This is a genomic window from Rhodopirellula sp. J20-39 (assembly GCF_057365095.1).
This window is the reverse complement of record NZ_CP195123.1, coordinates 4,065,050-4,087,451: the sequence shown is the minus strand read 5'-3', so window position 1 is coordinate 4,087,451 and position 22,402 is coordinate 4,065,050. Positions and strand designations below refer to the sequence as shown.

Genomic DNA, 22,402 nt, shown 5'->3' with positions numbered 1-22,402 from the left:
TTACTTAGACGCCTTCGCCCGCATCGCTGCCAAATCATGATCAACCATTCGCTGTGCAAGCTGTCGGCAGTTACCCGAAGGTTGCCAATCGAGAACGTCATTTGCCTTCGCTGGATCACCGCAAAGATCGGCGACGTCGCTAGGCCGCATGAATTTCTGATCAGTGACGACATAATCTTGCCACTGCAGCCCAACATGCTCGAACGCGAAACTTAGGAACTCTTCGATCGAGTGTGTCTTACCTGACGCCAGTACGTAGTCACCGGCAACGGGTTGCTGGAGCATTCGCCACATCGCTTCGACATAATCCTGGGCGTCCCCCCAGTCACGCCGGGCATCTAAGGCACCCAGCCGCAGATTCGATTGCAGGCCCAACGAGATCGCCGCAGCAGCACGCGTAATCTTCCGAGTCACAAACGATTCACCGCGGCGTGGCGATTCGTGGTTGTAACAAATGGCATTACAGGCAAAGCAATCAAACGCATCTCGGTAAACCTGTACCATCTGGGTCGCGAACGTCTTAGCGACTCCGTAAGGGGTGACCGGGCGCATGGGAGTCAACTCGTTTTGGGGCGACACATCTGGCCGGCCGAACACTTCGCTACTACTGATATGCAGAAGTCGCGGGCGTTTTTCCATGTCGCGAATCATCTCCAGCAACCGCAACGTCCCCATCGCTGTGAACTGGCACGTAGACTCGGGAATCTCAAAACTCAGTCCGACGTGACTTTGCCCTGCAAGATGATAGAGCTCATCCGGATTGGCCTTCAGTAGCACACGCCGGATCGTCGTTGCATCGTCCAGATCGCCATAATGCAAGAACAGCTTTTTGTCATAGACTTCTTTGTCATTGAAAAGCTGATCCAATCGTGAACGCACTGTACTACTGGTACGCCGCACCAATCCATGAACCGTATAGCCCTTGGACAACAACAATTCGCACAAGTACGAACCGTCTTGCCCTGTAATTCCGGTGATGAGCGCAACTGGCATAAGGACGTATGACGAACCGAGAAGGAGTGATGAGTAAAAGACTCGCGTAAAGGCTTTAACGAGCTTCACGCCGTATCGTAGTGGACGAGACGACGAGTCCGTACAACCGTAACGTATTGAACGCGGCGACGAGTCCGTACAACCGACGCCAAACGGCCTCTTTACCTAGCCCACTACCGAAAATGGATGTTGCCAAAACACTAATAGCATTGCTGGAAATTGAAAGCTTTACGTGGATTCACGCAACATCTGGCTGCGATTTCTAGTGCGTGGGCTTCCGGTTGAAGCGAGTGTGACGCCTCAACAGTCAGCACACATGCGGTTCCAGCCCCTTGTTTTGGCAGCAGCAGCCTAGGATAGTACCGGCTGTGGTACAATCCCGCTTCAACGGTGCGGAATCCACCCTACGGCAACAGCTAGGCGCCGCATCGCCACCTGAAGACCCTGCTTTTATCGAAGGTATTATGAACGCATTCGCTGATATCCCAGTCATCCAGTACGAAGGCCCCCAAAGCGACAACCCGCTCGCGTTCCGCTGGTACAACCCTGATGAGGTGGTCGAAGGCAAAACGATGCGAGATCATCTTCGATTCAGCATAGTGTACTGGCACACCTTTCGTGGTACCGGCTCGGACCCATTCGGTCCCGGTACCGCCATCCGCCCCTGGGACGATGGTTCCGACAGTGTCGAGAATGCTCAAAAGCGGGCGGAAGTGGCATTCGAGTTATTCACCAAGCTGCAGGCACCCTACTACGCGTTCCATGATCGCGATGTGGCACCTGAAGGCGACACGCTTGCCGAAAGTCATGCGAACTTGGATGCCGTCACCGATGTGCTTGAATCGAAGCAAAAAGAAACCGGTGTGAAGCTACTCTGGGGCACGGCCAACATGTTTAGCAATCCGCGATTCATGCATGGCGCGGCAACAACCTGCAACGCTGATGTGTTCGCCTACAGTGCCGCGCAGGTCAAGAAAGCGATGGAAGTGACTCATCGTCTCGGCGGCGAGAACTACGTGTTCTGGGGCGGTCGGGAAGGCTACCAGAACCTCTACAACACCGACATGAAACGAGAACTGGACCATCTGGCAAAGTTCTTCCACATGGCAGTCGACTACGCCAAGGAGATTGGCTTCACCGGTCAATTTCTGATCGAGCCCAAACCGAAAGAGCCTACAAAGCATCAGTATGATAGCGACACGGCCGCTTGCATGAACTTCCTTCGCACCTATGGCCTGGAAGATCACTTCAAGATGAACCTCGAAACCAATCACGCGACCTTGGCGGGTCACACGATGATGCACGAATTGGACTACGCCGGAATGCAAGGAGCGTTGGGAAGCATCGATGCCAATACCGGCGACCTGCTACTCGGCTGGGACACCGATCAGTTCGGCACCGACTACTACCTGACCGCGCAAACGATGCTGATGATCCTCAAGCATGGTGGTCTAGGCAGCGGTGGAGTGAACTTCGACGCCAAGGTACGACGCGAATCCCACGAGCCGATTGACCTCTTTTACGCTCACATCGGCTCAATGGATGCGTACGCAAAGGGACTCAAGATTGCGGCAGCGATCCGTGAAAACGGCGAGATGGCGGACTTCGTCAAAAATCGCTACTCCAGCTTTGACGAAGGAATCGGAGCCAAGATCGAAAGCGGATCAGTAGGTTTTGCGGAGCTGGAAAAGTACATGCTCGAAAAAGGCGAGGTGACTCCCAACGCAAGTGGACGACAAGAGATGCTTGAAAACGTGTTCAACAAATACATCGACCGCGTTTAAGACATTCCTAAGCTCCCGTTGCTCTTAGAACCGCAATCTCGATTGCTCATTTCTTCGAGCAACCCTGTTAAGCCATACCCGAGTTCCGAAAAGACCGGGCGTCTCAACACGTGACGCCCGGTCCGCCATTTGGACTGACTTACTTCGATCGATCGCGAATCGTATCGAGCAGGCGACCAACGTACTCGCCACCCCGCATCGGTGAACCGACTGGCTTCGCGGAAATCGCTTCGGTCGTTTCGCCCGAAAGCAACGAGACCTGTTCGTAGTTTTGATCGACCACGTTTAGCGCTGCCATCGCAATGTAGTAACCATCTTCGGGCAGTTGTGACAACGCCATCAGTTCTTTTGCCGCCGCGGTCTGCTGGTCAACGGCCCCAAAACGCAACAACGCCTCTGCACAGATCAAGCGAACACTCGGTGAAGTAGCGGAAGAATGCTTCTGCAACGTCCCAACCGCGGACTCAGACACAGAATCGCTCAAAACGCCCACGTGCGACTGCAGACCAAGATGGATGCCGCGACATCCCCAAAACTGCAATCCACTATCATCTTGTTCCGCGAGCGACGCCATCTTTTGTAGCGTAGGCTCATCAAACGCTCGCCAGCAATCACTGGCATCCCACGCCGCGTCGACCAGATCTTCGATTGGGAAAGAGTCCGCGCCGGCCATCTCGACTGGAGCCTGTTTTCCCGACCGACGATGCATCTCGGCTTCCGTTAGCACACCGATGTCGCGCGTGTCGATCATCCATTGCTTCAACGCTTGGCTAAGCTCTTTTAGCTTGTCGCTATGCTTGGGGTCAGTGGCAAGATTCACCACCTCGTCCGGATCACTTTGCAAGTCGAACAGTTCCTCTTCCGGCTTCTGTTGCCACACCTTCGATTGAACGGCATTTAGCAAACCTTCATCGTACATTTCCTTCCAAATCCGGGTCGTCGGCGTTTCGAACATGTAGCTGATATGTTTCAGATACGGGCGATCGGGATAGAAATGCCGTAGATAAACGAACCGGCCATCGGTGCAAGAACGCACCATGTCGAGGCGTTCGTCCATGCGTCCGCGAAAACCAAAAAGATACCGCTTAGCATCGCCATCGAGAGGTCCACAAAACGGAGTTCCCTGCATACTTTCAGGCAACTTGGCACCCGCCAGACTGATCGCTGACGGTCCCATGTCGACAAAGCTGACAAGTCGGTCGCTGACTCCCCCGGGCAAATAGTCTTCCGGCGCTAACGATTTGTACGCATCAGGGATGTGCAGTATGAATGGAACCTGCAATCCCGAGTTGAAAGGCCACCGTTTGCTGCGAGGCATTCCGCTGCCGTGATCGCCGTAATAGAACACGATGGTTGAATCAGCCAGCCCGTCTGCTTCCAGTTGTTGCAGTGTTTTCCCTGCCAACGCGTCCATTTCGGTAAGACGATCGTAGTACTGCGCCCAATCACGTCGCACCTCGGGTACATCGGGTTGATAACTTGGGACAGGTGCCTTGGCTGGATCGTGAACCAGAGTGTGCGGCTTGTTTCGGATTTTACTTTCGTGGCTGATCGTGTAATTGAAGACCGAGAAAAAAGGTTGGTTCTTGTCACTGCGATTTCGCCAGTGTGCCTTCTTCCCTGACTCGTCCCACACATCCGTGTTATTGATCCCCGCGAAGTTGTAATCCGTCTTATTATTGTTTGTGCAGTAATAGCCTGCGTCGCGTAGAACATGCGGATAGAGCTTCATCGCGTCCGGCAACTTCACCGCACTTCGCATGTTCTCGCCACCGAGGCTGGTGGCATACATTCCAGAAATCAACGTAGTTCGAGCGGTGCGCAGACCGGCGCGTTGGACCAGCACATCTGATATCGCAACGATCGTTCGGCCAACGCGTCCAAGTTTGGCGTGTCAGCGTACGGGTCACCGTAGCACCCCAATTGCGGACCGTTGTCTTCGCTAGTTAGCCACAAGATGTTAGGTCGAACGGGAGCATCGTCAGCGATCACTCGGGTTGTTGTGAAGACGACTCCACTGACCAGCATGGCCGCTAGAACTAGTAATGTTGCTGAAGATCGTAGTCTGGCAACAAGCGGAAAACGTGCGTTCCAAGTTTCGACCGCCGCAACGGATGTCGCTGCTTCCAGACGCCGCGAGAACTTACTTCGGGAACGAGAGACAACTTCATTCATGTGGTTTTCTTCGTGGTGGGGATCAAGGCAACCAAACGGCTAACCTCAATATCATAACACGATGAAACCACCAGCGAACAAGCCGTCAGGCTCCATGAACTGTCGGCGTCTTGCTCTTAAACGTCGGACGCCTATTCGTGGCGTAGGGCGTCGATTGGATTCATTCGGGCAGCCCGAATTGCGGGATACAACCCACTTACCAATCCCACGGCAACCGCAATGATCACTGCCAGCGGAATGGTTTCAAACACAATAGTGGGCTGCGAATCGCGAATCGCACTAGGCAATGCTGCGAACTGATCAGGGAAGCTGCTCGATATGAGATAGATGACTCCTCGGTACATCGGCGGGCCTAAGAATCCAAGCACGATCCCCAAGGCCGCGCCTGCAAACGACAGCAACGCGGTCTCGACCAAAAACTGCCGAACGATGTCGCGACGTTTCGCCCCTAATGCACGGCGAATTCCGATCTCGCGAGTTCGTTCAGTCACGCTGGCAAGCATAATGTTCATGATCCCAATCCCACCTACTAACAGCGAGATGCAAGCGATCAGGACGCCGATTCCCAAGAACATCAAACGCAAGTTCCGAGCCTGTTCCAACAACTCAAGTGGCACCACAACCGCAATGTCACCCATCGCTGAATGCTTGGGCTCAAGCATCGTCTCGATCAATTGAGCGGTCGACCGAACCTGGCTGACGCGTTCTACACGCATCGTAATTTGATTCAGTTCCATCAATTCGACCTGAAACTGACCGCTGCCTCGGGTAACAATCGTATCGCCAATCCGCGCCTGCATCGTTTCGATCGGAATGTACACGTCCTTCGAATAGTCCTGCGAACTCAGCGAGCCGCCGATAGCCGCTGACGCCACACGAGATTCCAGAACACCGACAATGTGGTAATAATCGGTGTGCTCAGGGATATACAGTTTCTTTCCGATTGGATCCTCATACGGGAACAATCCATCAGCGATCCCCGACGAGATCACACAGACATTCTTCAACTGCAACGCATCAGCGTCAGTCAAGAAGCGTCCACCGCGACGACGAATCCGAAGCTTATTGACCTCGGCGTATCCCGGCGTTGAGCCAACCAACCGGCCCGAGATCAGTTGATCTTTGTGAGTGAATTGCCGCTTGATTTCGCGGATCGGGACCGCTTCGGCAATGGTCGGCAATGTTGCAATGATCTGTTCAAGCTCATCTCGCAAAACGCCGTACTTCATCGCCGACGAACCAGCCAACTTTTCTTCCGGCGGCTTAATACTGCGAACGATGATCGTCGTCGCACCCAACGATTCAATTTGCTTTTGAACTTGGTCGCTTGCACCTTGGCTGATCGCGGTCAACACGATGACCGACCACACACCAATCAGGATCCCAAGCATTGTTAGCCCGGTACGCAACGGGTGCAGCGTCAGGCTTTTGATTCCAAGCGTCAGAGGTCGTAACCAGATCATTCGGCTAACCCCTGTTTTTCCTTGACCGCATTGGCAGCTTCACGCTGAGCCAACCGAGCGGCAGCGCGTCGTTGTTCATCAACGGATTCATCACTGTAGAGCGATCCGTCTTTCAGACGCACGATCCGGCGGGCTCTTTCGGCCACGTCGTCCTCGTGCGTGACCAAGATGATGGTTCGGCCTTCTCCATTGAGACGATCGAAAAGTTCCAAAATCTCATCAGTCGTCACACTATCCAAGTTCCCCGTCGGTTCGTCGGCGAGAATAAAGTATGGGTCGTTTACCAAGCTACGTGCGATTGCAACACGTTGCTGTTGTCCACCGGAAAGCTGGTTAGGGCGGTGACCAAGACGATCGCCAAGGCCAACTTGCTCAGCAAGTGCAACAGCCCGGGCGTGCTCCTTCGCGCCCAACCGTCCTTGGTAGTAAAGCGGAACTTGAATGTTTTCGACGACTGTTAATTGCTGAATCAGGTTGTAGGACTGAAACACAAACCCGACCCGACGACTTCGAATCTCAGCAAGTTGGTCATCCGTCATTAACGAGATATTGTCATCACCTAAGTACAGATTCCCTGACGTGGGTTGATCCAAACACCCCAGCATATTCAGCAGCGTACTCTTCCCGCTACCTGACGGGCCCATGATGGCCACGTAATCGCCTTCAGGAACGTCGAACGATACGCCGCGAAGTGCGTGCACCGTTTCACTTTTCAAAACATAACTTTTGACCAGCGAATCGATTCGCGTTGCTAAAGGCACGGACTTCGATGCGGAGACGTCAGCCGACTGATTACTCGCATCCTTCACGCTGGACTGAGCATCGTCAGATTTCGGTAGCGGACTATCAGTTTTCAAAACGAATGGGGAGTAACTGGTAAGCCGGAAAAACGATCCGACGTGGATTGATCTGATACGAATGAAGCGATGCTCAGCTATCAAGCGTCTGCTTCAAGGCGGGCTTGAACCTTCGAAGTCGACGAGCGTTAACCATCAAAGGCTAACAACCGACGTCCCTTTTGGCTTCGATTTGCCATCGGCCGGCACAGAAGCACGCGACCAAACTTGGATCCATCCAACGTCAACGTCGGGCTCACTGTCCCAATGTGCGGCCCGGTTTCTGGCCACCTTCGCCGCCGCGTCGAGGACCACCGGGGCCACCCGGACCTCCCGGCCCACCGCGTCCTTTTTCCTCTGGCTGACCAGCGGACGGGGTTGCGTCCGCGACCTCGGATAGTTGTCTCACCTTGTCCGACATCGTCAGCATGTCGCTATTGTCCTGGGCAACCACCTCCGGCAAATCCATCAGCGACAAGTGCTGTCGCAAATTCAGCACTGCACGCTCACCTACATTCAGCCCCTCGGAAACCGCAGCCATCGTCTCGTTGGTGGCTGTCAGCTTTACCTCGCGAGTTTCGAATTCTTGCTCACCGGTTTGGACCAGCGAGTACATTCGTTCGCCGTGCTCATACAGCGCTTGGATTGGAACCTGCTTGGCCTTCGGAAGTTGCTGAACGAAGACTTCCGCTCCCGCCGTCATCCCTGTCCGAATGACATCCGGTGGGTCCAAGATTTCAATCGTTACCGCATATTCTTTGATCGACGAACTGAACCAAGAACTGGGCTCAGCATATCGGTTCACCTTCGCGACACGACCGGTCAAAACCATGTTGGGCAACGCGTCGATACGGATCTTTGCGGGCATCCCTTGTTTCATCAGCGTGATGCGAGACTCATTCACCTTGCATCGAACTTGCATCCGGGTCGGGTCGGGCAATCGGATCAAAGCCTGGCGTTCTCGAACCGTCGCACCGGCTTCGACGACAAACTCTGCGTTACCACCACGTGAACTGTATTTATTAGCGTGGACAACGACCCCGGCGGTAGGCGCGTGAATCACACACATTTCGATCTGCTCTTCAATCTCGCGAACCTCTTGCTGCTCTTCATAGAGTTTCGCTTCAGCCGCACTCAAGTTGGCCTTTTGGGCATCGATGTCACTGTCGAACTGAACCAGCATCTTTCGCTTGGTCAAAGTTTGCAGAACCTTCAAACGCCCCTGGGCCGCTTCGAGTTGGTTTCGAGCATTGGCTAGTGCAAACCCATCAGCTTCCAATTGCAGCGATTTCACAAGTCCTTTGGCAACCAGACGCTCGCTACTTCCCAACGCAAGTTGAGTCTTGCGAAGTTCTTGTTCCGCAATCGCAATCTCCGAAAGGATCGCACGTTCTTCTGTCTTGAAAACGCCTTCGAGGTACTCTTCACGAGCGATTTTAGCTTGTTCGACCAATGCCTTCGCCGTCGCGTAGGTCGCCTCGGCGGTGATGACCTCGATACGGTCTTCCTTCAGCTCAATCTCAAGATTCGACGAATCCAGCTCGATCAATTTGTCGCCCGCTTCGACTCGGGTTCCTTCATCGATCACCCACAAGATCGCGGTTCCGGAGCCACCACGCGACTTAATCTGGCAGAAAATTTCGGTATTGCTGCTGCTCTCGATCTCACCCTGTTCCAAAACGGTGTGATCGAATGCACCCTCCACGACATCGCTGATGATCAAATCATCGGGGGCGAGCTTGGTTCGACCATCCAAATAACTCTGGTAGCCAAACCATCCGCCGACACAGATGAGTCCGGCGAAGAACAGCAAAATGATGAGGGCACCACCCCGGCGATTGCGGGCTGGGCGTTGATTGGTAACAAACATGAGGGCAGGGCGGGATACGCGAGGGCGGGCAGGGGGCTGCTAATTGAACCCCATGGGCGGCGGGAGAGACCGGTGCGAAGACCGATTTCTACACGAAATAATAGCATGAACCGCCCACAACGTATCTTAACTACGCGTCAAAGTAGCGGTCTTCCTCAATTGCCGTGTTTTCAGGCAATTTGCCCACCATCTCGCCCTCATCGAGAGCGTATTTAGCGTTAATTTCGACTGTAACGTCGGCCGCAACCGTGTATCCGGCCGCTTCGAGCCAACTGCGATGCAGATCGCTGATGGCTTTTTTGGCCAATTTCGGTGTGTCCGTTTCAGCGCCATCGGCGTTTTTGATCGGTGCAAACGCCTGGGCAGGCTCCACTTCCACAACGATCGCTCGCTGGGCCGAGGGCACTAGATCGAAGATGAACTTCTCGAATTTGGTCGCATTCGGGCTGTCTGGGCTAACCAGCGATCCGGTCGCATCCAAGTGAGGCACCTTCTTACTGGCGCGGTGGAACGGCAGCGATAAATCACTGTTCTTTTCCCGAATCAGGAAGGCGAGCTCAAACAAATGCACCGCGATGCTGCCTGCCCACAATTTCAATCCGCCGTCCGGATTGGTCATTTCCGCAGCGGAGTCCGGCAAATCGCTGTACTCGATAACCAACGTCTTGCCATCGACCTGAACCAGGTTGCCAACCTTTTCCATCGGATAGCGTTTGCGAATCACCTGGCTGGTCAGCTCACTTTTGGCTAACAAGTGGTGGCCGATGAAGGTCGGATCGCAAAGGGTGGCTAGTGGGTTGTCGACTTGCCAATAGAACAAATGTTCGTTGCCGTCCGACTTCATTTTTTCCAAACAACCGTTGCGATCCAAAGCACGCAACGTCCCACCATGCCCGTCGGGTGACAACGCGAGCGATCCCTTATCAGCAAGCAAAAGCTTTCCGGTTTCCGCATCCACGGCCGGCATAGTGCCTTGTTTGAAAATAATGACCTGATCTGGATTTAAACCCAGGTAGTCGTTCGATTCAAAGTATTCTCGCGTCGCCGCGTCAGTCGCTTCGCTGGTCATCAGGTACATCGGGACCTGAACGCCATAACGTTTGCCCGTGGCGATCAACCGATCAGCGAAGATCTGAAACAACGTTCGCTCGGTCAAGGGACCAGCCGGAAACATTCCCTTGGGCTTATCGAATCCCAAACGCGTGCCCTGCCCACCGGCCACCACCAAACTCGCGACCTTCCCCGCTCGAAGAGCCGCTTCACCCGCTTCGCGAGCCTCTTCCAATGACCAACTCACACCGCTGCCGTCGACCGAAACCGCAGGTGGCAACTCAGCACGAGCGGCGAGATCAGCAAAATCGATCTCGTCGTCTTTCCCTTCGATCAAACCCGCAAGCTCGGCCAGGTCGACGTTCTCGATCTGTTCGGCGAACTGTTCTTGAGCCGCCGCATCCAATTCATCCCAATACTTCAGTACGTGTTCTTGTCCGTATTGGCGAAGCGATTCTAGAAGCTGATCGTACGAAGCGGTCATGATTTCTTAAGATGATAAAAAGGAGGTTAGCAAGCGTTTTGGCTGACCGATCCCGGACGAGCCCTCGGAATTTCAACCCGCCCAACTCGAACGATTGGGCGCATGGGAATGATAACTTCGGCGGCAAGCCTAAGACGTCGCAGCGGACCTGAGAGCCTTATCGCTAATGTCCTTACGACACCAAGCTCCCTGCCATCGAATCTTGGCAACGGCCTTGTAAGCCTGCAATTTGGCGGCGCTAATCGTGTCGCCCATCGCGGTCACGCCGAGCACACGGCCACCTGCGTTAACGACGTCTCCATCGCTAAGCTTTGTTCCAGCGTGGAAGACTTTGACGTTCTCCATCGCGTCGGCGTCCGCGATGCCAGTAATCTTGTGGCCCTTTTCGTAGCTCGCCGGGTAACCCTCGCTGGCCATCACGACACAAATACCGGGGCGATCATCGAACTCCAAACCGTCAAGATCGCCAAGTTTTCCGTCGATCGTTGCCTGCATGACTTCAGCGAGGTCGGTCTTCAATCGCATCAGCAACGGCTGACATTCTGGATCGCCTAAGCGAACGTTGAACTCCAGAACTTTCGGGCCGGCCGGCGTCAACATCAAGCCGGCGTACAGAACACCTTTGAAAGGTCGGCGACAGCGTTTCATCGCGTGAACGACCGGCACCAAAATCCCCGACTCAACCTTGGCGAGAGTCTCTTCATCCAAAACTGGGGCCGGGCAATACGCCCCCATGCCGCCGGTGTTGGGACCTTTGTCACCATCCAAAGCGGGCTTGTGATCCTGAGCCGCTGGAAGCGTCAAAATGGTCTCGCCATCGGTAATCGCCAGCACACTGACCTCTGGACCGGTCAATCGTTCTTCGATGATGATCTCTTTGCCAGCCGCTCCAAATTCTTTGCGAGCACCGATGCGGTCAATCGCTTCTAACGCTTCGCTCCGTTTTTCGCAAACGATGACACCTTTACCAGCCGCCAAGCCGTCCGCTTTGACGACCACGTTGACCGGGTCGGTCGGTTCGGCGAAACGGTCTTTGATGTACCGCATCGCGTCATCGGCCGAACGGAAAGTTTGGTAGTCGGCGGTTGGGATATCCGCTGACCGCAACAGGTTCTTACAAAAAACCTTGCTGCCCTCTAACTCCGCCGCCGCCTTCGAAGGCCCGAAAACGCGTAGTCCAGCGTCCTGCATGTCGTCGACTAAACCTGCAACCAACGGAGCTTCAGGACCGACAACCACCAACCCAACGTCGTTGGACTTCGCGAACGCGATCAAGCCAGCATGGTCGTCTTGGGCAATGTCCACGTTGGTGGCATCCGTAGCCGTGCCAGCGTTTCCGGGGGCGACGAATACTTCGCGGACTTGCTCGCTTTGTGACAACTTCCAAGCAATCGCGTGTTCGCGACCGCCGCTACCAACAATCAGGGCGTTGTAGGACATGTGGGTTCAGACGTTTCTTGTGGGGGATGAATGCATTTGAGATTCAAGGCCACGCATGATAACTGACAAAGTCCGCCACCGGCGACCACCGTTTGATCCGGCGGGCCGCCCGAAAAACGGACTCATGTCAGTGATTTACCAGCAAGCTGGAAAACTTCTCACGCGAAATCTTGTCACACGCTGGCCAGTCGATCGGCAAGCACAGGGTCGCTGGCGGCAGGCGACATCGGATCAACGCCAAGTCCGCCAATCAGGCTGCTGGGATAGCTGGATGATTGCGAAAGCTGAAGTTGTTCTCGGACGTATTCCAAACGATCCTTTAAACCAAGTCGCTCAACCGCTTCCTCGTTCGCTGGCACCGCGATGAACTCTTTCAAGCGAGCTTCGAAGTCTTCCCAGTGCCGAATATCACGAGCTTGTTTGGCCTGCAATCGTCGGGCGTACCAATCGCTCGAAAGCAATGTTTCGCGATTGAACAGGTTCCGCACTTCCGGCGAATCGATCGTGTGACCGTTGTGCTCACCGTGCACCATGATGTCCAAAACCGCACGCAGCGGGGGACAAGCGAGTTCGTAACCAAAATCGTCGAAGTAGTTTTTCGCGACTCGAGCCTGAGCCTCGGTGATCTGCAAGATTCCATCCGCGAACGAATCGAGATCTTGTTTTTCCGGACGCAGGATCATTTCAGGGAAGACCTTAGCCGGGTTATCAAATACACGAGCCAGGTAGGTACGGACGAACTTCTCAGTCATCCGGTAGCCAAGTCGGCTGCCAGGGATCTTGGTTCCGTTGTGTTCGAAATCCTTGATCGGCTCAAGCATCCCGTCGGCGATCAACCGATTTGGGTCACGTTCTTGAGCACTCATCCGGCACCAAACTTCTGGAATCAGCAACGAGATATCGTGGCCGACCTCCAAGTCGGGCCCCACATGTCCCGCTGGCGTACTGAAGCCGCCTAATTGAGTCAGGATCATCGACACGATCGCATTGTTCATGTCGATCGCCGGATGCAGAGCGTTGAACGGGCCCTTTGTCAGTGCCCCTTCGCTACCCGCACCGGTCGTGCTTGGACTCTTGCCGGTCAGTGAGCAAACCCAATCCATGATCAGCTCAGGAAGCTCTTGGTAGTGCAGTGGTGAGTACACGGCCAATGAACGAATGCCGGCTTCACGATCCGGTGGATTGTTGCGGCGTCCCGCGAGCACAGCACCGACGGGTGTCAGCACGGGTGCATCGGCTGGCAACTTGCGATGCAATTGCATCCCGCGAATCGCGATGTAGGTTTCCATGTCTCGGACCATGTCCGGACGATCTTGCAGGTAACGCGGGTTCTTGGTCGGCTTGCCGTCGACGATCCGCGGATGCGAGGTACTGACAACATAACCGTCTTCCGAATCGCCAGCCTCTTCAAGCAACGATTCCATCGGACCACTGTATTTATCGAACTCGATCGCATCGAGCATGATCTGACGAGCTTGTTCGCTGGTCAGCGGCTCGAAGTTGGAGATGAAGTTACCCGCTCCCGACAGATCAAGTTCCGTTTGCTTATCCAAGCCACGATGAACCGCGTCATCGGGCCGCTGGAACAAACGGTATTCGCAATTCTCGACGAATTTATAGCTGTCCGCATCCGCCACCATTGCCCCGACGGCCGCAGCCGAACCGGAGCTGGCCAGAGCGGAAGCTGGCACAACGACGCTTGCCGAAATGTCATCTTCACGCTGAACCTTGGCCGATGCGATGAAGTCCTGGCGAAGCTTGAACGTACGCCAGCGAGAATCTTCCAAACCAACTCGCAGGTAAGTTCCCACCAATGGACGGTCACCGATCTTCAGCTCGTGGCCTGGCGAACCGTTGACGATGTCGACACGGAATTGTTCACGCCAATTGATCGTACCGGGCGAAGCATTCTCATCGGCTTCCGCACCGATGAATCGTTTGACGATCAAAGCGATCGCGTAAACATGTTCTGGAATCGCTTCCAGCCAAGCGTTGTAGTCGTCGTTGTATTCCGGCGACGGGGTCAACAGTTTGATCACGCTGCCCAGTGAACGGCTTGGATCCAAGACGCTACGGGTTTGACGTTTTTCATAAACCTTGGCACCATCGGACGTCGGTGCCCAACGATCGCTGTAGTCCTTCGCGAAGATCTCATCGACCTGGGCAAAGTCCTTTTCATGATCTTTGACAAAGATCGGACCGTACAGCATGTAGTCACGCAAACTCTTGCTGATCTCGCTCTTACCGCCGCCGCTGACGGTACAAGGCTTGTGACAGAAGATGCCCTCGCCGACCGTCCCGATCAAACGCCACGACGGAGCGTTCGGGTGCTTGGCGAGTTGCAAACGGTAACCGCTTGGCGCGATGTAAACTTCATCCGGTGAAAGCGGAATCGACTGAGTCTCGCCGGCAGCGTCAACCCAGCGAATGTGTCGCGACTTTAGGGATGCGAACGCGCTCTCCGGAATATAGATCACGTTCGGATAGATCTTGTCGATGCCGTACCCGGTTGGCTGAACGTCGATGAACTCGGCGTAGCGTTCAGTGACTTCAGCGAAGGTCGCACCGTTATATAGGCGACTTTTGACCTGGAAATGGTCGCCTAGGGAATACGAAGCGAACGCCAACGCACCACCGGCGTGTTCCTCTTCGGCATTGCCCATCAAGTTGGCAGCGTAACTTAGTTGAGTTTTGACTTCTTTCTTGCAGTAACCGTAGTAGTTGTCGGCAATCAAAGTCACGATCACGCCCGAGTCATCGCGGCATGTCAGTTTGAACGCACTTCCGTCATTGTAAAGTTCGTCTTCTGACTTCCAGCACATGCGATCGTGCCGTTGGCGAGCGGTAGCGTCGTCATAATGCGGCAACCCGACTTCTTTCTTGGTCAACTTCACCAAATGCGTAGCCAGAATGACGCATCCGGTGTGGCCGCTCCAGTGTTTGGCATCCAAACCAGCATCGCCACCGGCAACCAGAGGATCGCCCGCGTTTCCGAAGATTGACTCAACGAAGTCCAGGTTGCTGCAGAAGTTGCCAGGCACGAAGAAACGAGTTTCCATCGTCTTCGATTCGCAAACCCCTTGGACGCCAGGGGCAACCAACGGACGCAACATCAGCGACACCCACGTGCGAGCGGGGTCGGGTGAATCGGCCGTGTAAGGAAGTTCCAAATCGGCATCCGGCGGGCACATCGCCGCTTGGAAAAGCTTCATGAAAACTTCTTTGGGAACCGCTCGTTTGTCACCGGGAATCGGCAACCCGCCTTCGACAACGTGGAAAGTCCCCGCCGTGGTTCGGCGATCGGACCTTGGATTATTCAGCACGCCATTGAAACAGCGATAGGATTGAACTTGGTCGTTTTCGAACTTGTTCTTACCCAACGGGATACTTAGTTCCCGCGCCAAACCGTGACGATCCAGCGTCAACGAACGCGACGGTAACTTCAGTTGCTTGTTGCCTTCGCAATCGGCAAAGTAGCGTTCCAAGAACGCTTCGATCCGTCCATCGATCGCGGGTTGATGTTGACGAATGATCGCATTGCGTTCGCGAAAGCTTTCAAGCAAGCCACGCGGCAACGCCGATTCCGGTTGTTCTTGGCCGGATTCATGTGGCGGGGTTAAACCCGCCATTGCCATTTGAAAAGTAAGGTAGCTTTGTCGTCGCTGACGCTCGCTCGGCGACGAAGCAAGTTCACTGTCCCAGCTAAGAGCTTGTTGCAGTGTTGCGGAATCTCGAAGTAAAGACATCGCGGACCCTCTTTCCTGTTCGAATAGCCTATGTGAAACCGGTCATAACCGCCTTTTCGCCCGTGAGTCTATCAAATCGACGCCAAAACCAAAGGCGTGAGAAATACGCAAGAACGCTTAAGGACGAAGCTGTTCGGCAAAGAAGTCGAGCACCACGCGACGTGACTCCGGATGCCGGAAGGTCAACATATGCCCCTGACCTGCGATCACGGTAAGATCTGCCGCCACACCGGCGTCCTTTAGCGCCGTGGCAAAGCGACGTGTGCCCCGCAGCGGAACCAGCAAATCGGTTTCTCCTTGAAAAAGATGGGTCGGCGGATCATTCGGAGAAATGTGCGCAATCGGTGATGCAGACTCGTACACCTCCGGCGTCTCTCGCCGCGTTCCGCCCAAGAAGTACGTCAACGCAGTGTTATCGATCGGCATTTGACGGAAGTCACACGGCGGCCCGCCCACACAAACGGCCGCGACCTTGGGCAGTCGAGACCATCTCGCGTCGGTCGCTTCCCATTCGCTTGCCGCAGCTTGCTTGGCAATCGGCTCGTCGGCCAACACGCTTACCAAAGCGGAAAGATGGCCTCCCGCGGAATAGCCAAACGCGCCAATGCGATCGACATCAATTGACAACGCATCGGCGTGCGTCCGCAAATAGATCAGCCCTTCACGCACGTCATCTACCTGCGCAGGAAACTTGGCCTGCGGCGCCAAGCGATAGTTGATGTTTAAAACCACGCATCCCAACTGCGATAGCTCGTCGGCGTAAGATCCCAGCATCCACTTGTCACCCGTCACCCACGCGCCACCATGCACCAGCAAGATCGCGGGCCGGCGAGGCTGAGCAATTTCGATCGGCACCGCTGACGCAGCATCATGCTCACGGACGATGCTCGCGGGACTGACCAACGGCACATACAAATCGGCCTTCGGTCGCGTAGCGATCTCACTAAGCCGGTCGTCACTGGGCAGCGTAGTCTCCCCTCCTTTGATCTCCGATGGCTCGGTCTCTGGCCCCTCGGTCTGATCATTCTCATGCCCATTCACTCCGGGAAGTGACGGATCTAGATCGAACGATTCATCCGGCGAAACAAACGTGCTGTACTGAATATCAACAAAACGCCGTACCTCCATTGGAGTAACCGGTTTCAGATCCGACGTTGTCACTGACTTAGCGGCGGGCTCGACCGCAACGGCCTGACCCACCCCTACCAGCCCCATCGAACATGCCATAACACAGGCAATTAGACATAGTTTTGATCGCGTTGGCCGACTTGATCGCGCATTCCGACACAGCGAAGCCGCTCCCGTATTAGCTGAGGCGACTATATCCGGCGAAGCATCTGTATTGGATGAAACTTCCGGGATGTGCATCCAGGTACCAAGGCGGATCAGATTCAAAGGAAACTCCACATAAACGGATCGCATCCAAGCGAGGGGCTATTCCAGCAACGAATTGTACGCAAGCTCGTCAAGCGCTAGCGATAGCTGATTGCCAAGAATAGACTGCTAATCCTATGTCGAAAAAACTCTGCATCTTGAACGTCGTCGGGCTAACGCCCCGTCTTTTGCCCCACGCACCACGCCTGGCTTCGGTTGGTTCGGCTCGTCCTTGGACCAGTCCAGTTCCCGCCGTTACGTGCACCAGCCAAGCCACGATGCTGACCGGCAAGCCCCCCAGTGCACACGGCATCGTCGGCAATGGCTGGTTGTATCCAGACACTCAAGAGGTCCGATTTTGGCAGCAAGCTCGTTCTCTGATCCAAGGTGATATTTTCTACGATCGCTATGAAACCGCCAAGATGTTTTGGTGGTTCAATCAAGCGACCACGGCGAAATATGGTGCCACGCCAAAGCCGCACTACGGATGTGACGGATCCAAAGTTTTCGATGTGATGGACTGGACCGACTGCGAACTCACTCGCCAACTCGGGCCGTTTCCGTTCTTCGCATTCTGGGGGCCCGCCGCTGGAATCGCTGCAACGAACTGGATCGCTGACGCAACCGCCTTAGTCATGCGAACCAAGCAGCCGCAATTGACGCTCTGCTATTTGCCGCATCTGGATTACGACTTCCAACGGTTACCAGACCACGATCCCGCTCGTGTTGCCGAAGTCGACGCGGCGGCAGGTCGAGTCATTGATGCCGCCGAAGCCATCGGTGCCGAAGTCGTCGTGGTCAGCGAGTATGGACTGACTCCGGTGAATCAACCGGTTCACATCAACCGTGTACTTCGCAACAGCGGCCACTTAAAAATACGAAGCGGTCCGTTTGGCGAAATCTTGATGCCAACGGATTGCGATGCGTTCGCAGTTTCGGACCATCAGCTCGCCCATGTGTACGTTCGTGATACCAGCCAGATCGATTCAGTGGCACGGTTGCTACAGCAAACCGCCGGCATCGCTCGCGTCGTCCGCCCCAGCGAAATTGGCCTAGATCATCCTCGCAGTGGTCAACTGATCGCGTTGTCCGAAACCGACGCTTGGTTCACCTATTACTACTGGCTCGACGACCAAAACGCACCCGACTTCGCACGAACCGTCGACATCCATCGCAAGCCAGGCTACGACCCATGCGAACTGTTCATGACCAGCAAGCTACGCGCCGGTGCCCGATTGCTGCAGAAAAAGGCTGGTATGCGTTACAAGATGGACGTCATCCCACTGGATGCATCACTAGTGCGTGGCAGCCACGGTTTACTCGCAGCGAATCCAGACGACGGCCCGTTGGTGATCGGCCCCAATGAGCCGCCGACCGACATGACCGATTTTCCAGACTACGTTCACTCGCTTCTTTGATCCACAACCCTGAGTCTCAACCATGCTTAGAACAATCACACTCCTAGCGACGGTACTTGTCGGATGGAATTCATCTTTCGTCACGGCAGCCGAAACGAAGTCTGGCGATGCTACTTCTAAGCCGGTCGTTGATCCAACGCAGTTGACGCTCGAACGCATTTTCGTCAGCGACGACTTCAAACTCGACTCGCTTTCAGTGGATTGGCTGCGTGGTGAATCGTCACCCGCGATCGGCTCAAGCCAGCCCGATACGCTGCAGTGGATGAAGACGCTTGATGACGAGACCATCCAATTTCACCAACGCGTTCTTCCCGACGGCGAAGACACCGTGGTGCATCACTTCCAAGACGCTGGCGAACTCGACCTCGATAACCTCGACGCGATCGAAGAACTTAGCACATCGGTCGACAAGCGTTTCATTCTCGCCAAGGTCAACGCCCAAAAAGTTTGGCGACACAAAACCCTCGCGGAATTCAAACTTCTGAACCGGAATGCGAACCAGTGGCGTGACCTCGGCGACGGCGCACCGATCATGCATGCGACGTTCAGTCCATCGGCGAACAAAATCGCTTACATCCGAGACCGTGGGCTGTACTGCGAAGACACGCTTACAGGCGAAAGAACCACGATCGCCGCCAGCGAAAACCCGCACCTGATTCACGGCACCTTCGACTGGGTCTATGAGGAAGAACTCGGACTTACGAAAGGCTTTCAGTTCAATGGCGATGGATCGAAGATCGCCTTTTGGCAACTGGACGATTCCGAAGTTCCCATCCAAACCCTGATCGACAACACGAGCAACCGCTATCCGGAAACGAAAGAGTACGCGTACCCCAAGGTCGGACAAACCAACTCGTCGGGAAGACTCGGCGTCTACGATTTCGCCAGTCAACAAACGACCTGGATGCAGCTCCAGGGAGACGCACGCAACCACTACATCGCTGCGATCCAGTGGGTTGACTATTCCGTCAAATCAAACGGCACCGAACTCCCGGCTTCCCGCTTGCTTATTCAGCAGCTCAATCGCCCCCAAAATATGAATCGGTTGTGGCTCGCCGATGCGGACACCGGTTCCGCCGTGGTTGTACAAACTGAAACGAGCGAAGGGTGGGTAACGCCCCAAGATTCCATTCACCGGCTTCGCTCGGCCAGCGAAAGCACGCTCGACTTCGCCTGGGAAAGTGAGCGGACCGGCTGGCGCCATCTTTATCGCCTCAGCTTGCCAGCGAACTTGATGACGCAGACGTTGCCGATGCAGGATACGGACCACGCCTTGGCCGCCGTTTCATTGACGCCAATTACCAGTGGTGAATGGGACGTCATTGAAGTCGACGCGGTCAATAGTTCCACGAACCAAATCTACTTCACCGCGTCCCCGCACAATGCCGCGACTCGAGGTTTGTACGTCGTCGATGCGGGGACACCCGATGCTGCGACAAAAGCAGCCGCTTCTTCACCGAGTCGTGTTTCGCCCGACATCCGCGGCACCTTCTCGTATTCCGTCAGCCCATCCTGCCGATTCGCCGTGCAAACCTGGTCGGACTTCAAAACACCTCCGGTTAAACAACTGGTATCCCTTGATCCTTACGAAATCCTAGAAACACTCGTCGACAATCAAACAGCGAACGAAGCGATCAGCAACCTGCAACCGCTCAAAGAAAAGTTCGTCAAAATCGTGATCAGCGACTCGATCACGCTCGACGCTTGGATCATGACTCCGGATGACGACAATCCGTCACCAACCGGAACCTCTGACCAACCCTCGTGGCCGTTGTTGGTTTACGCTTACGGCGAACCCGCCGGCCAAACCGTGCAAGACAGCTACAGCACGAGCAACTATTTGTGGCACCGTTTCCTGGTTCAAAACGGCGTTGCCGTCACCAGCATTGACAATCGCGGTGTCGCATCGCCACGCGGTTCGGCGTTCCGGCAAGCCGTTCACGGCAAAATCGGCGTGCTGGCTCCTCAAGAACAATCCGCCGCCGTTAAACAGCTACTCGTTCAGAACCCACAACTTGATCCTCAACGCGTTGGTGCTTGGGGATGGAGCGGCGGTGGATCGACGTCGCTGCACCTACTGTTTCGCTACCCCAAGCTATTTCGCTCCGCGATCGCCATCGCAGCCGTGCCCGATCAACTCGATTACGACACCATCTATCAAGAACGCTACCAAGGCTTGGTCACGGACGATCCATCCCCGTTTCGCGATGGTTCCCCCATCACATACGCCCAAAATCTGGAAGGGAAATTGCTACTGATTCATGGCACCGGTGACGACAACGTGCATTTCGCATCCGCACAACGCCTCATCAACAAACTGATTGCTCTCGGCAAACCATTCCAAATGATGGCATACCCCAACCGCTCTCACAGCATCAGCGAAGGAGAAGGAACCGCGATTCACCTACGCTCGCTCATGTTCAACTTCCTGCAACAGAACCTAATCCAACCAGCAGACCTAGGCCAAATCCACTGACCCTCCCAAGGGCCAAATCACTCTGCATTCGCCGTTGACAAGATAGGTCGTAGACGAGGCAACGAGTCCTATCACCCAACGAATCCATTCCATCGAGATCGCGGATCGCAAAACTGCTCACGAGCCCAGCAAGCTCGACAGTACCGCTTAATCCGCCCTGCGCGAATGAAAGCGCACTCATCCCAATCCGACGCCGTACCTAGCATGACACGAACACCCCGATTGCCACGGAGCAAATAGCCTAGCCAGCGAAAGATCGAGCTCACTTCCAGTTCAACGTCGCCGAACTAAGCGTGATAAGCGGCAACGCGGCTCGACGTGGAACCCGAATTCGCTTGAGTATGGCTGGCCTGCTTGCGAGTCTGCACAGGGGCGGGACTATCGATCAGCTCGGCACGCTTGATCGCCACTTCGCGTGGAGCGTCGATTGCGATTGCGACACGGTTGCCGGCAATCTTGGAAATCGTGATTGTCACGTCGTCGCCGATGACCAAACGTTCGCCCATTTTTCGACTTAGAACCAACATGTTTCATCCTTGTTTGTGTAGGTTTTGAATTCGTAATCAGCGTTACGCAACATCCGCGCCGCTGTTTCACATTTTGTCGGATTTCCGCTAAAGCCGCGTGGTTTACGCTGCAAATAACGTCTTTTCAGGGTGCACTGTAAATTTCACCCTCTGGCCAACCGGCCCAAAGGTGATCGATCAACTACCACCCCTGTATGATTTACCGTCAAAATGTTCGTAATCACTCAACCTTTCAGGACGAAGGAAATTCACGAGCGCAACAGTACAAACCGCCCGATATTCAGTTCATTCAATAAGACCATTCCGGTTGATCGGGGATTCGCCCCTAAATCTCCCAAACTCCCAGGCCGGCTAAAGTCTGCAGCTCCTGCAAAAACCGGCAGGCTTCCGGCCGCACCTTCTTCACGTGCGACGGTCGCTAATCAATGGCCCCCATTCAGGAAAGCTGCCGATTCCCTAGCCAAGGGCTCGGACGATCAATTTCGGGCGTTACGCTCGGGGCAACCGGTCAGGTAAGTGCCAAAACAAACGACGCACTGCGTGCTAACCTCGACCGCAATCCGATTCCACCGCGAGTTCGATCAACTGATCCCCAAACATCAGCGTCCCGCTTTCCAAACGCTGACTGGTACATGCGAAATGTCGTCAAAACCGTGCTAAAACGCAGTAAACGCTCTGTTTGAAATAATTCCGGGCACCACGCCATTTTTCGGGGCTAGTCCGGCTTGCAGTCGAACGCGTTGTATTGGATACTCTGCCCTTCGAT

Annotated in this window: 14 protein-coding genes; 3 read left to right on the top strand and 11 right to left on the bottom strand. The window is 54.8% G+C overall.

Annotated features, from left to right (window positions below; translation table 11 throughout):
- Window positions 1-993, bottom strand: a complete 993-nt coding sequence (locus tag ACR3ZL_RS14845; RefSeq protein WP_473652345.1) for a GDP-mannose 4,6-dehydratase — start codon at window positions 991-993, stop codon at window positions 1-3.
- Window positions 994-1,457: 464 nt separating this feature from the next.
- Here ACR3ZL_RS14845 and xylA point away from each other — a divergent pair, with 464 nt between their 5' ends.
- Window positions 1,458-2,777: a xylose isomerase gene (gene xylA, locus ACR3ZL_RS14840; RefSeq protein ID WP_473653551.1), complete on the top strand. Its 1,320-nt coding sequence runs from the start codon at window positions 1,458-1,460 to the stop codon at window positions 2,775-2,777.
- A gap of 139 nt (window positions 2,778-2,916) precedes the next feature.
- On the opposite strand, the gene ACR3ZL_RS14835 is transcribed toward xylA, so the two are convergent.
- The 9 genes from ACR3ZL_RS14835 to ACR3ZL_RS14795 all read right to left on the bottom strand — a co-directional run bounded on the left by ACR3ZL_RS14835 (window position 2,917) and on the right by ACR3ZL_RS14795 (window position 17,068).
- Window positions 2,917-4,569: a sulfatase family protein gene (locus tag ACR3ZL_RS14835; protein WP_486172732.1), complete on the bottom strand. Its 1,653-nt coding sequence runs from the start codon at window positions 4,567-4,569 to the stop codon at window positions 2,917-2,919.
- A gap of 8 nt (window positions 4,570-4,577) precedes the next feature.
- Window positions 4,578-4,952 (bottom strand): sulfatase-like hydrolase/transferase, encoded by a 375-nt coding sequence (locus ACR3ZL_RS14830; protein WP_486172731.1) that lies wholly within the window; start codon window positions 4,950-4,952, stop codon window positions 4,578-4,580.
- A 131-nt stretch (window positions 4,953-5,083) separates the two neighbouring features.
- Entirely contained in the window at window positions 5,084-6,415 is a 1,332-nt protein-coding gene (locus tag ACR3ZL_RS14825) for an ABC transporter permease (protein ID WP_473652347.1), read from the bottom strand.
- A complete protein-coding gene (locus ACR3ZL_RS14820; RefSeq protein WP_473653552.1) occupies window positions 6,412-7,176 on the bottom strand; it encodes an ABC transporter ATP-binding protein in 765 nt (254 codons plus the stop codon). The genes ACR3ZL_RS14825 and ACR3ZL_RS14820 overlap by 4 nt, the downstream gene beginning before the upstream one ends.
- Window positions 7,177-7,507: 331 nt before the next feature.
- Entirely contained in the window at window positions 7,508-9,121 is a 1,614-nt protein-coding gene (locus ACR3ZL_RS14815; protein WP_473652348.1) for an efflux RND transporter periplasmic adaptor subunit, read from the bottom strand.
- Window positions 9,122-9,251: 130 nt separating this feature from the next.
- Window positions 9,252-10,655: a UTP--glucose-1-phosphate uridylyltransferase gene (locus tag ACR3ZL_RS14810; RefSeq protein WP_473652349.1), complete on the bottom strand. Its 1,404-nt coding sequence runs from the start codon at window positions 10,653-10,655 to the stop codon at window positions 9,252-9,254.
- A gap of 129 nt (window positions 10,656-10,784) precedes the next feature.
- A complete protein-coding gene (purD, locus tag ACR3ZL_RS14805; RefSeq protein ID WP_473652350.1) occupies window positions 10,785-12,095 on the bottom strand; it encodes a phosphoribosylamine--glycine ligase in 1,311 nt (436 codons plus the stop codon).
- A 173-nt stretch (window positions 12,096-12,268) separates the two neighbouring features.
- Window positions 12,269-15,841, bottom strand: coding sequence for a PPi-type phosphoenolpyruvate carboxykinase family protein (locus ACR3ZL_RS14800; RefSeq protein WP_473652351.1), 3,573 nt, complete (start codon window positions 15,839-15,841; stop codon window positions 12,269-12,271).
- Window positions 15,842-15,958: 117 nt separating this feature from the next.
- Window positions 15,959-17,068 (bottom strand): alpha/beta hydrolase fold domain-containing protein, encoded by a 1,110-nt coding sequence (locus ACR3ZL_RS14795; protein WP_473652352.1) that lies wholly within the window; start codon window positions 17,066-17,068, stop codon window positions 15,959-15,961.
- Window positions 17,069-17,352: 284 nt separating this feature from the next.
- Here ACR3ZL_RS14795 and ACR3ZL_RS14790 point away from each other — a divergent pair, with 284 nt between their 5' ends.
- Both ACR3ZL_RS14790 and ACR3ZL_RS14785 read left to right on the top strand, forming a co-directional pair.
- The gene (locus ACR3ZL_RS14790; protein WP_473652353.1) at window positions 17,353-18,633 is read left to right on the top strand and encodes an alkaline phosphatase family protein; all 1,281 of its coding nucleotides are present in this window, start codon (window positions 17,353-17,355) and stop codon (window positions 18,631-18,633) included.
- Between the two features lie 22 nt (window positions 18,634-18,655).
- Window positions 18,656-21,109, top strand: coding sequence for a S9 family peptidase (locus ACR3ZL_RS14785; protein WP_473652354.1), 2,454 nt, complete (start codon window positions 18,656-18,658; stop codon window positions 21,107-21,109).
- Between the two features lie 287 nt (window positions 21,110-21,396).
- Here the strand turns inward: ACR3ZL_RS14785 and ACR3ZL_RS14780 are convergent, their stop codons facing one another.
- Window positions 21,397-21,636 carry a carbon storage regulator gene (locus tag ACR3ZL_RS14780; protein ID WP_473652355.1) on the bottom strand — a complete coding sequence of 80 codons (240 nt, stop codon included), beginning with the start codon at window positions 21,634-21,636 and terminating at the stop codon, window positions 21,397-21,399.
- Between the last annotated feature and the right edge of the window lie 766 nt (window positions 21,637-22,402).

Bases quoted from the DNA above. Each gene is read 5' to 3' on its own strand.
- ACR3ZL_RS14845 (WP_473652345.1), bottom strand. From the start codon at position 993: ATGCCAGTTGCGCTCATCACCGGAATTACAGGGCAAGACGGTTCGTAC.
- xylA (WP_473653551.1), top strand. From the start codon at position 1,458: ATGAACGCATTCGCTGATATCCCAGTCATCCAGTACGAAGGCCCCCAA.
- ACR3ZL_RS14835 (WP_486172732.1), bottom strand. From the start codon at position 4,569: ATGTATGCCACCAGCCTCGGTGGCGAGAACATGCGAAGTGCGGTGAAG.
- ACR3ZL_RS14830 (WP_486172731.1), bottom strand. From the start codon at position 4,952: ATGAATGAAGTTGTCTCTCGTTCCCGAAGTAAGTTCTCGCGGCGTCTG.
- ACR3ZL_RS14825 (WP_473652347.1), bottom strand. From the start codon at position 6,415: ATGATCTGGTTACGACCTCTGACGCTTGGAATCAAAAGCCTGACGCTG.
- ACR3ZL_RS14815 (WP_473652348.1), bottom strand. From the start codon at position 9,121: ATGTTTGTTACCAATCAACGCCCAGCCCGCAATCGCCGGGGTGGTGCC.
- ACR3ZL_RS14810 (WP_473652349.1), bottom strand. From the start codon at position 10,655: ATGACCGCTTCGTACGATCAGCTTCTAGAATCGCTTCGCCAATACGGA.
- purD (WP_473652350.1), bottom strand. From the start codon at position 12,095: ATGTCCTACAACGCCCTGATTGTTGGTAGCGGCGGTCGCGAACACGCG.
- ACR3ZL_RS14800 (WP_473652351.1), bottom strand. From the start codon at position 15,841: ATGTCTTTACTTCGAGATTCCGCAACACTGCAACAAGCTCTTAGCTGG.
- ACR3ZL_RS14795 (WP_473652352.1), bottom strand. From the start codon at position 17,068: ATGGCATGTTCGATGGGGCTGGTAGGGGTGGGTCAGGCCGTTGCGGTC.
- ACR3ZL_RS14790 (WP_473652353.1), top strand. From the start codon at position 17,353: ATGTCGAAAAAACTCTGCATCTTGAACGTCGTCGGGCTAACGCCCCGT.
- ACR3ZL_RS14785 (WP_473652354.1), top strand. From the start codon at position 18,656: ATGCTTAGAACAATCACACTCCTAGCGACGGTACTTGTCGGATGGAAT.
- ACR3ZL_RS14780 (WP_473652355.1), bottom strand. From the start codon at position 21,636: ATGTTGGTTCTAAGTCGAAAAATGGGCGAACGTTTGGTCATCGGCGAC.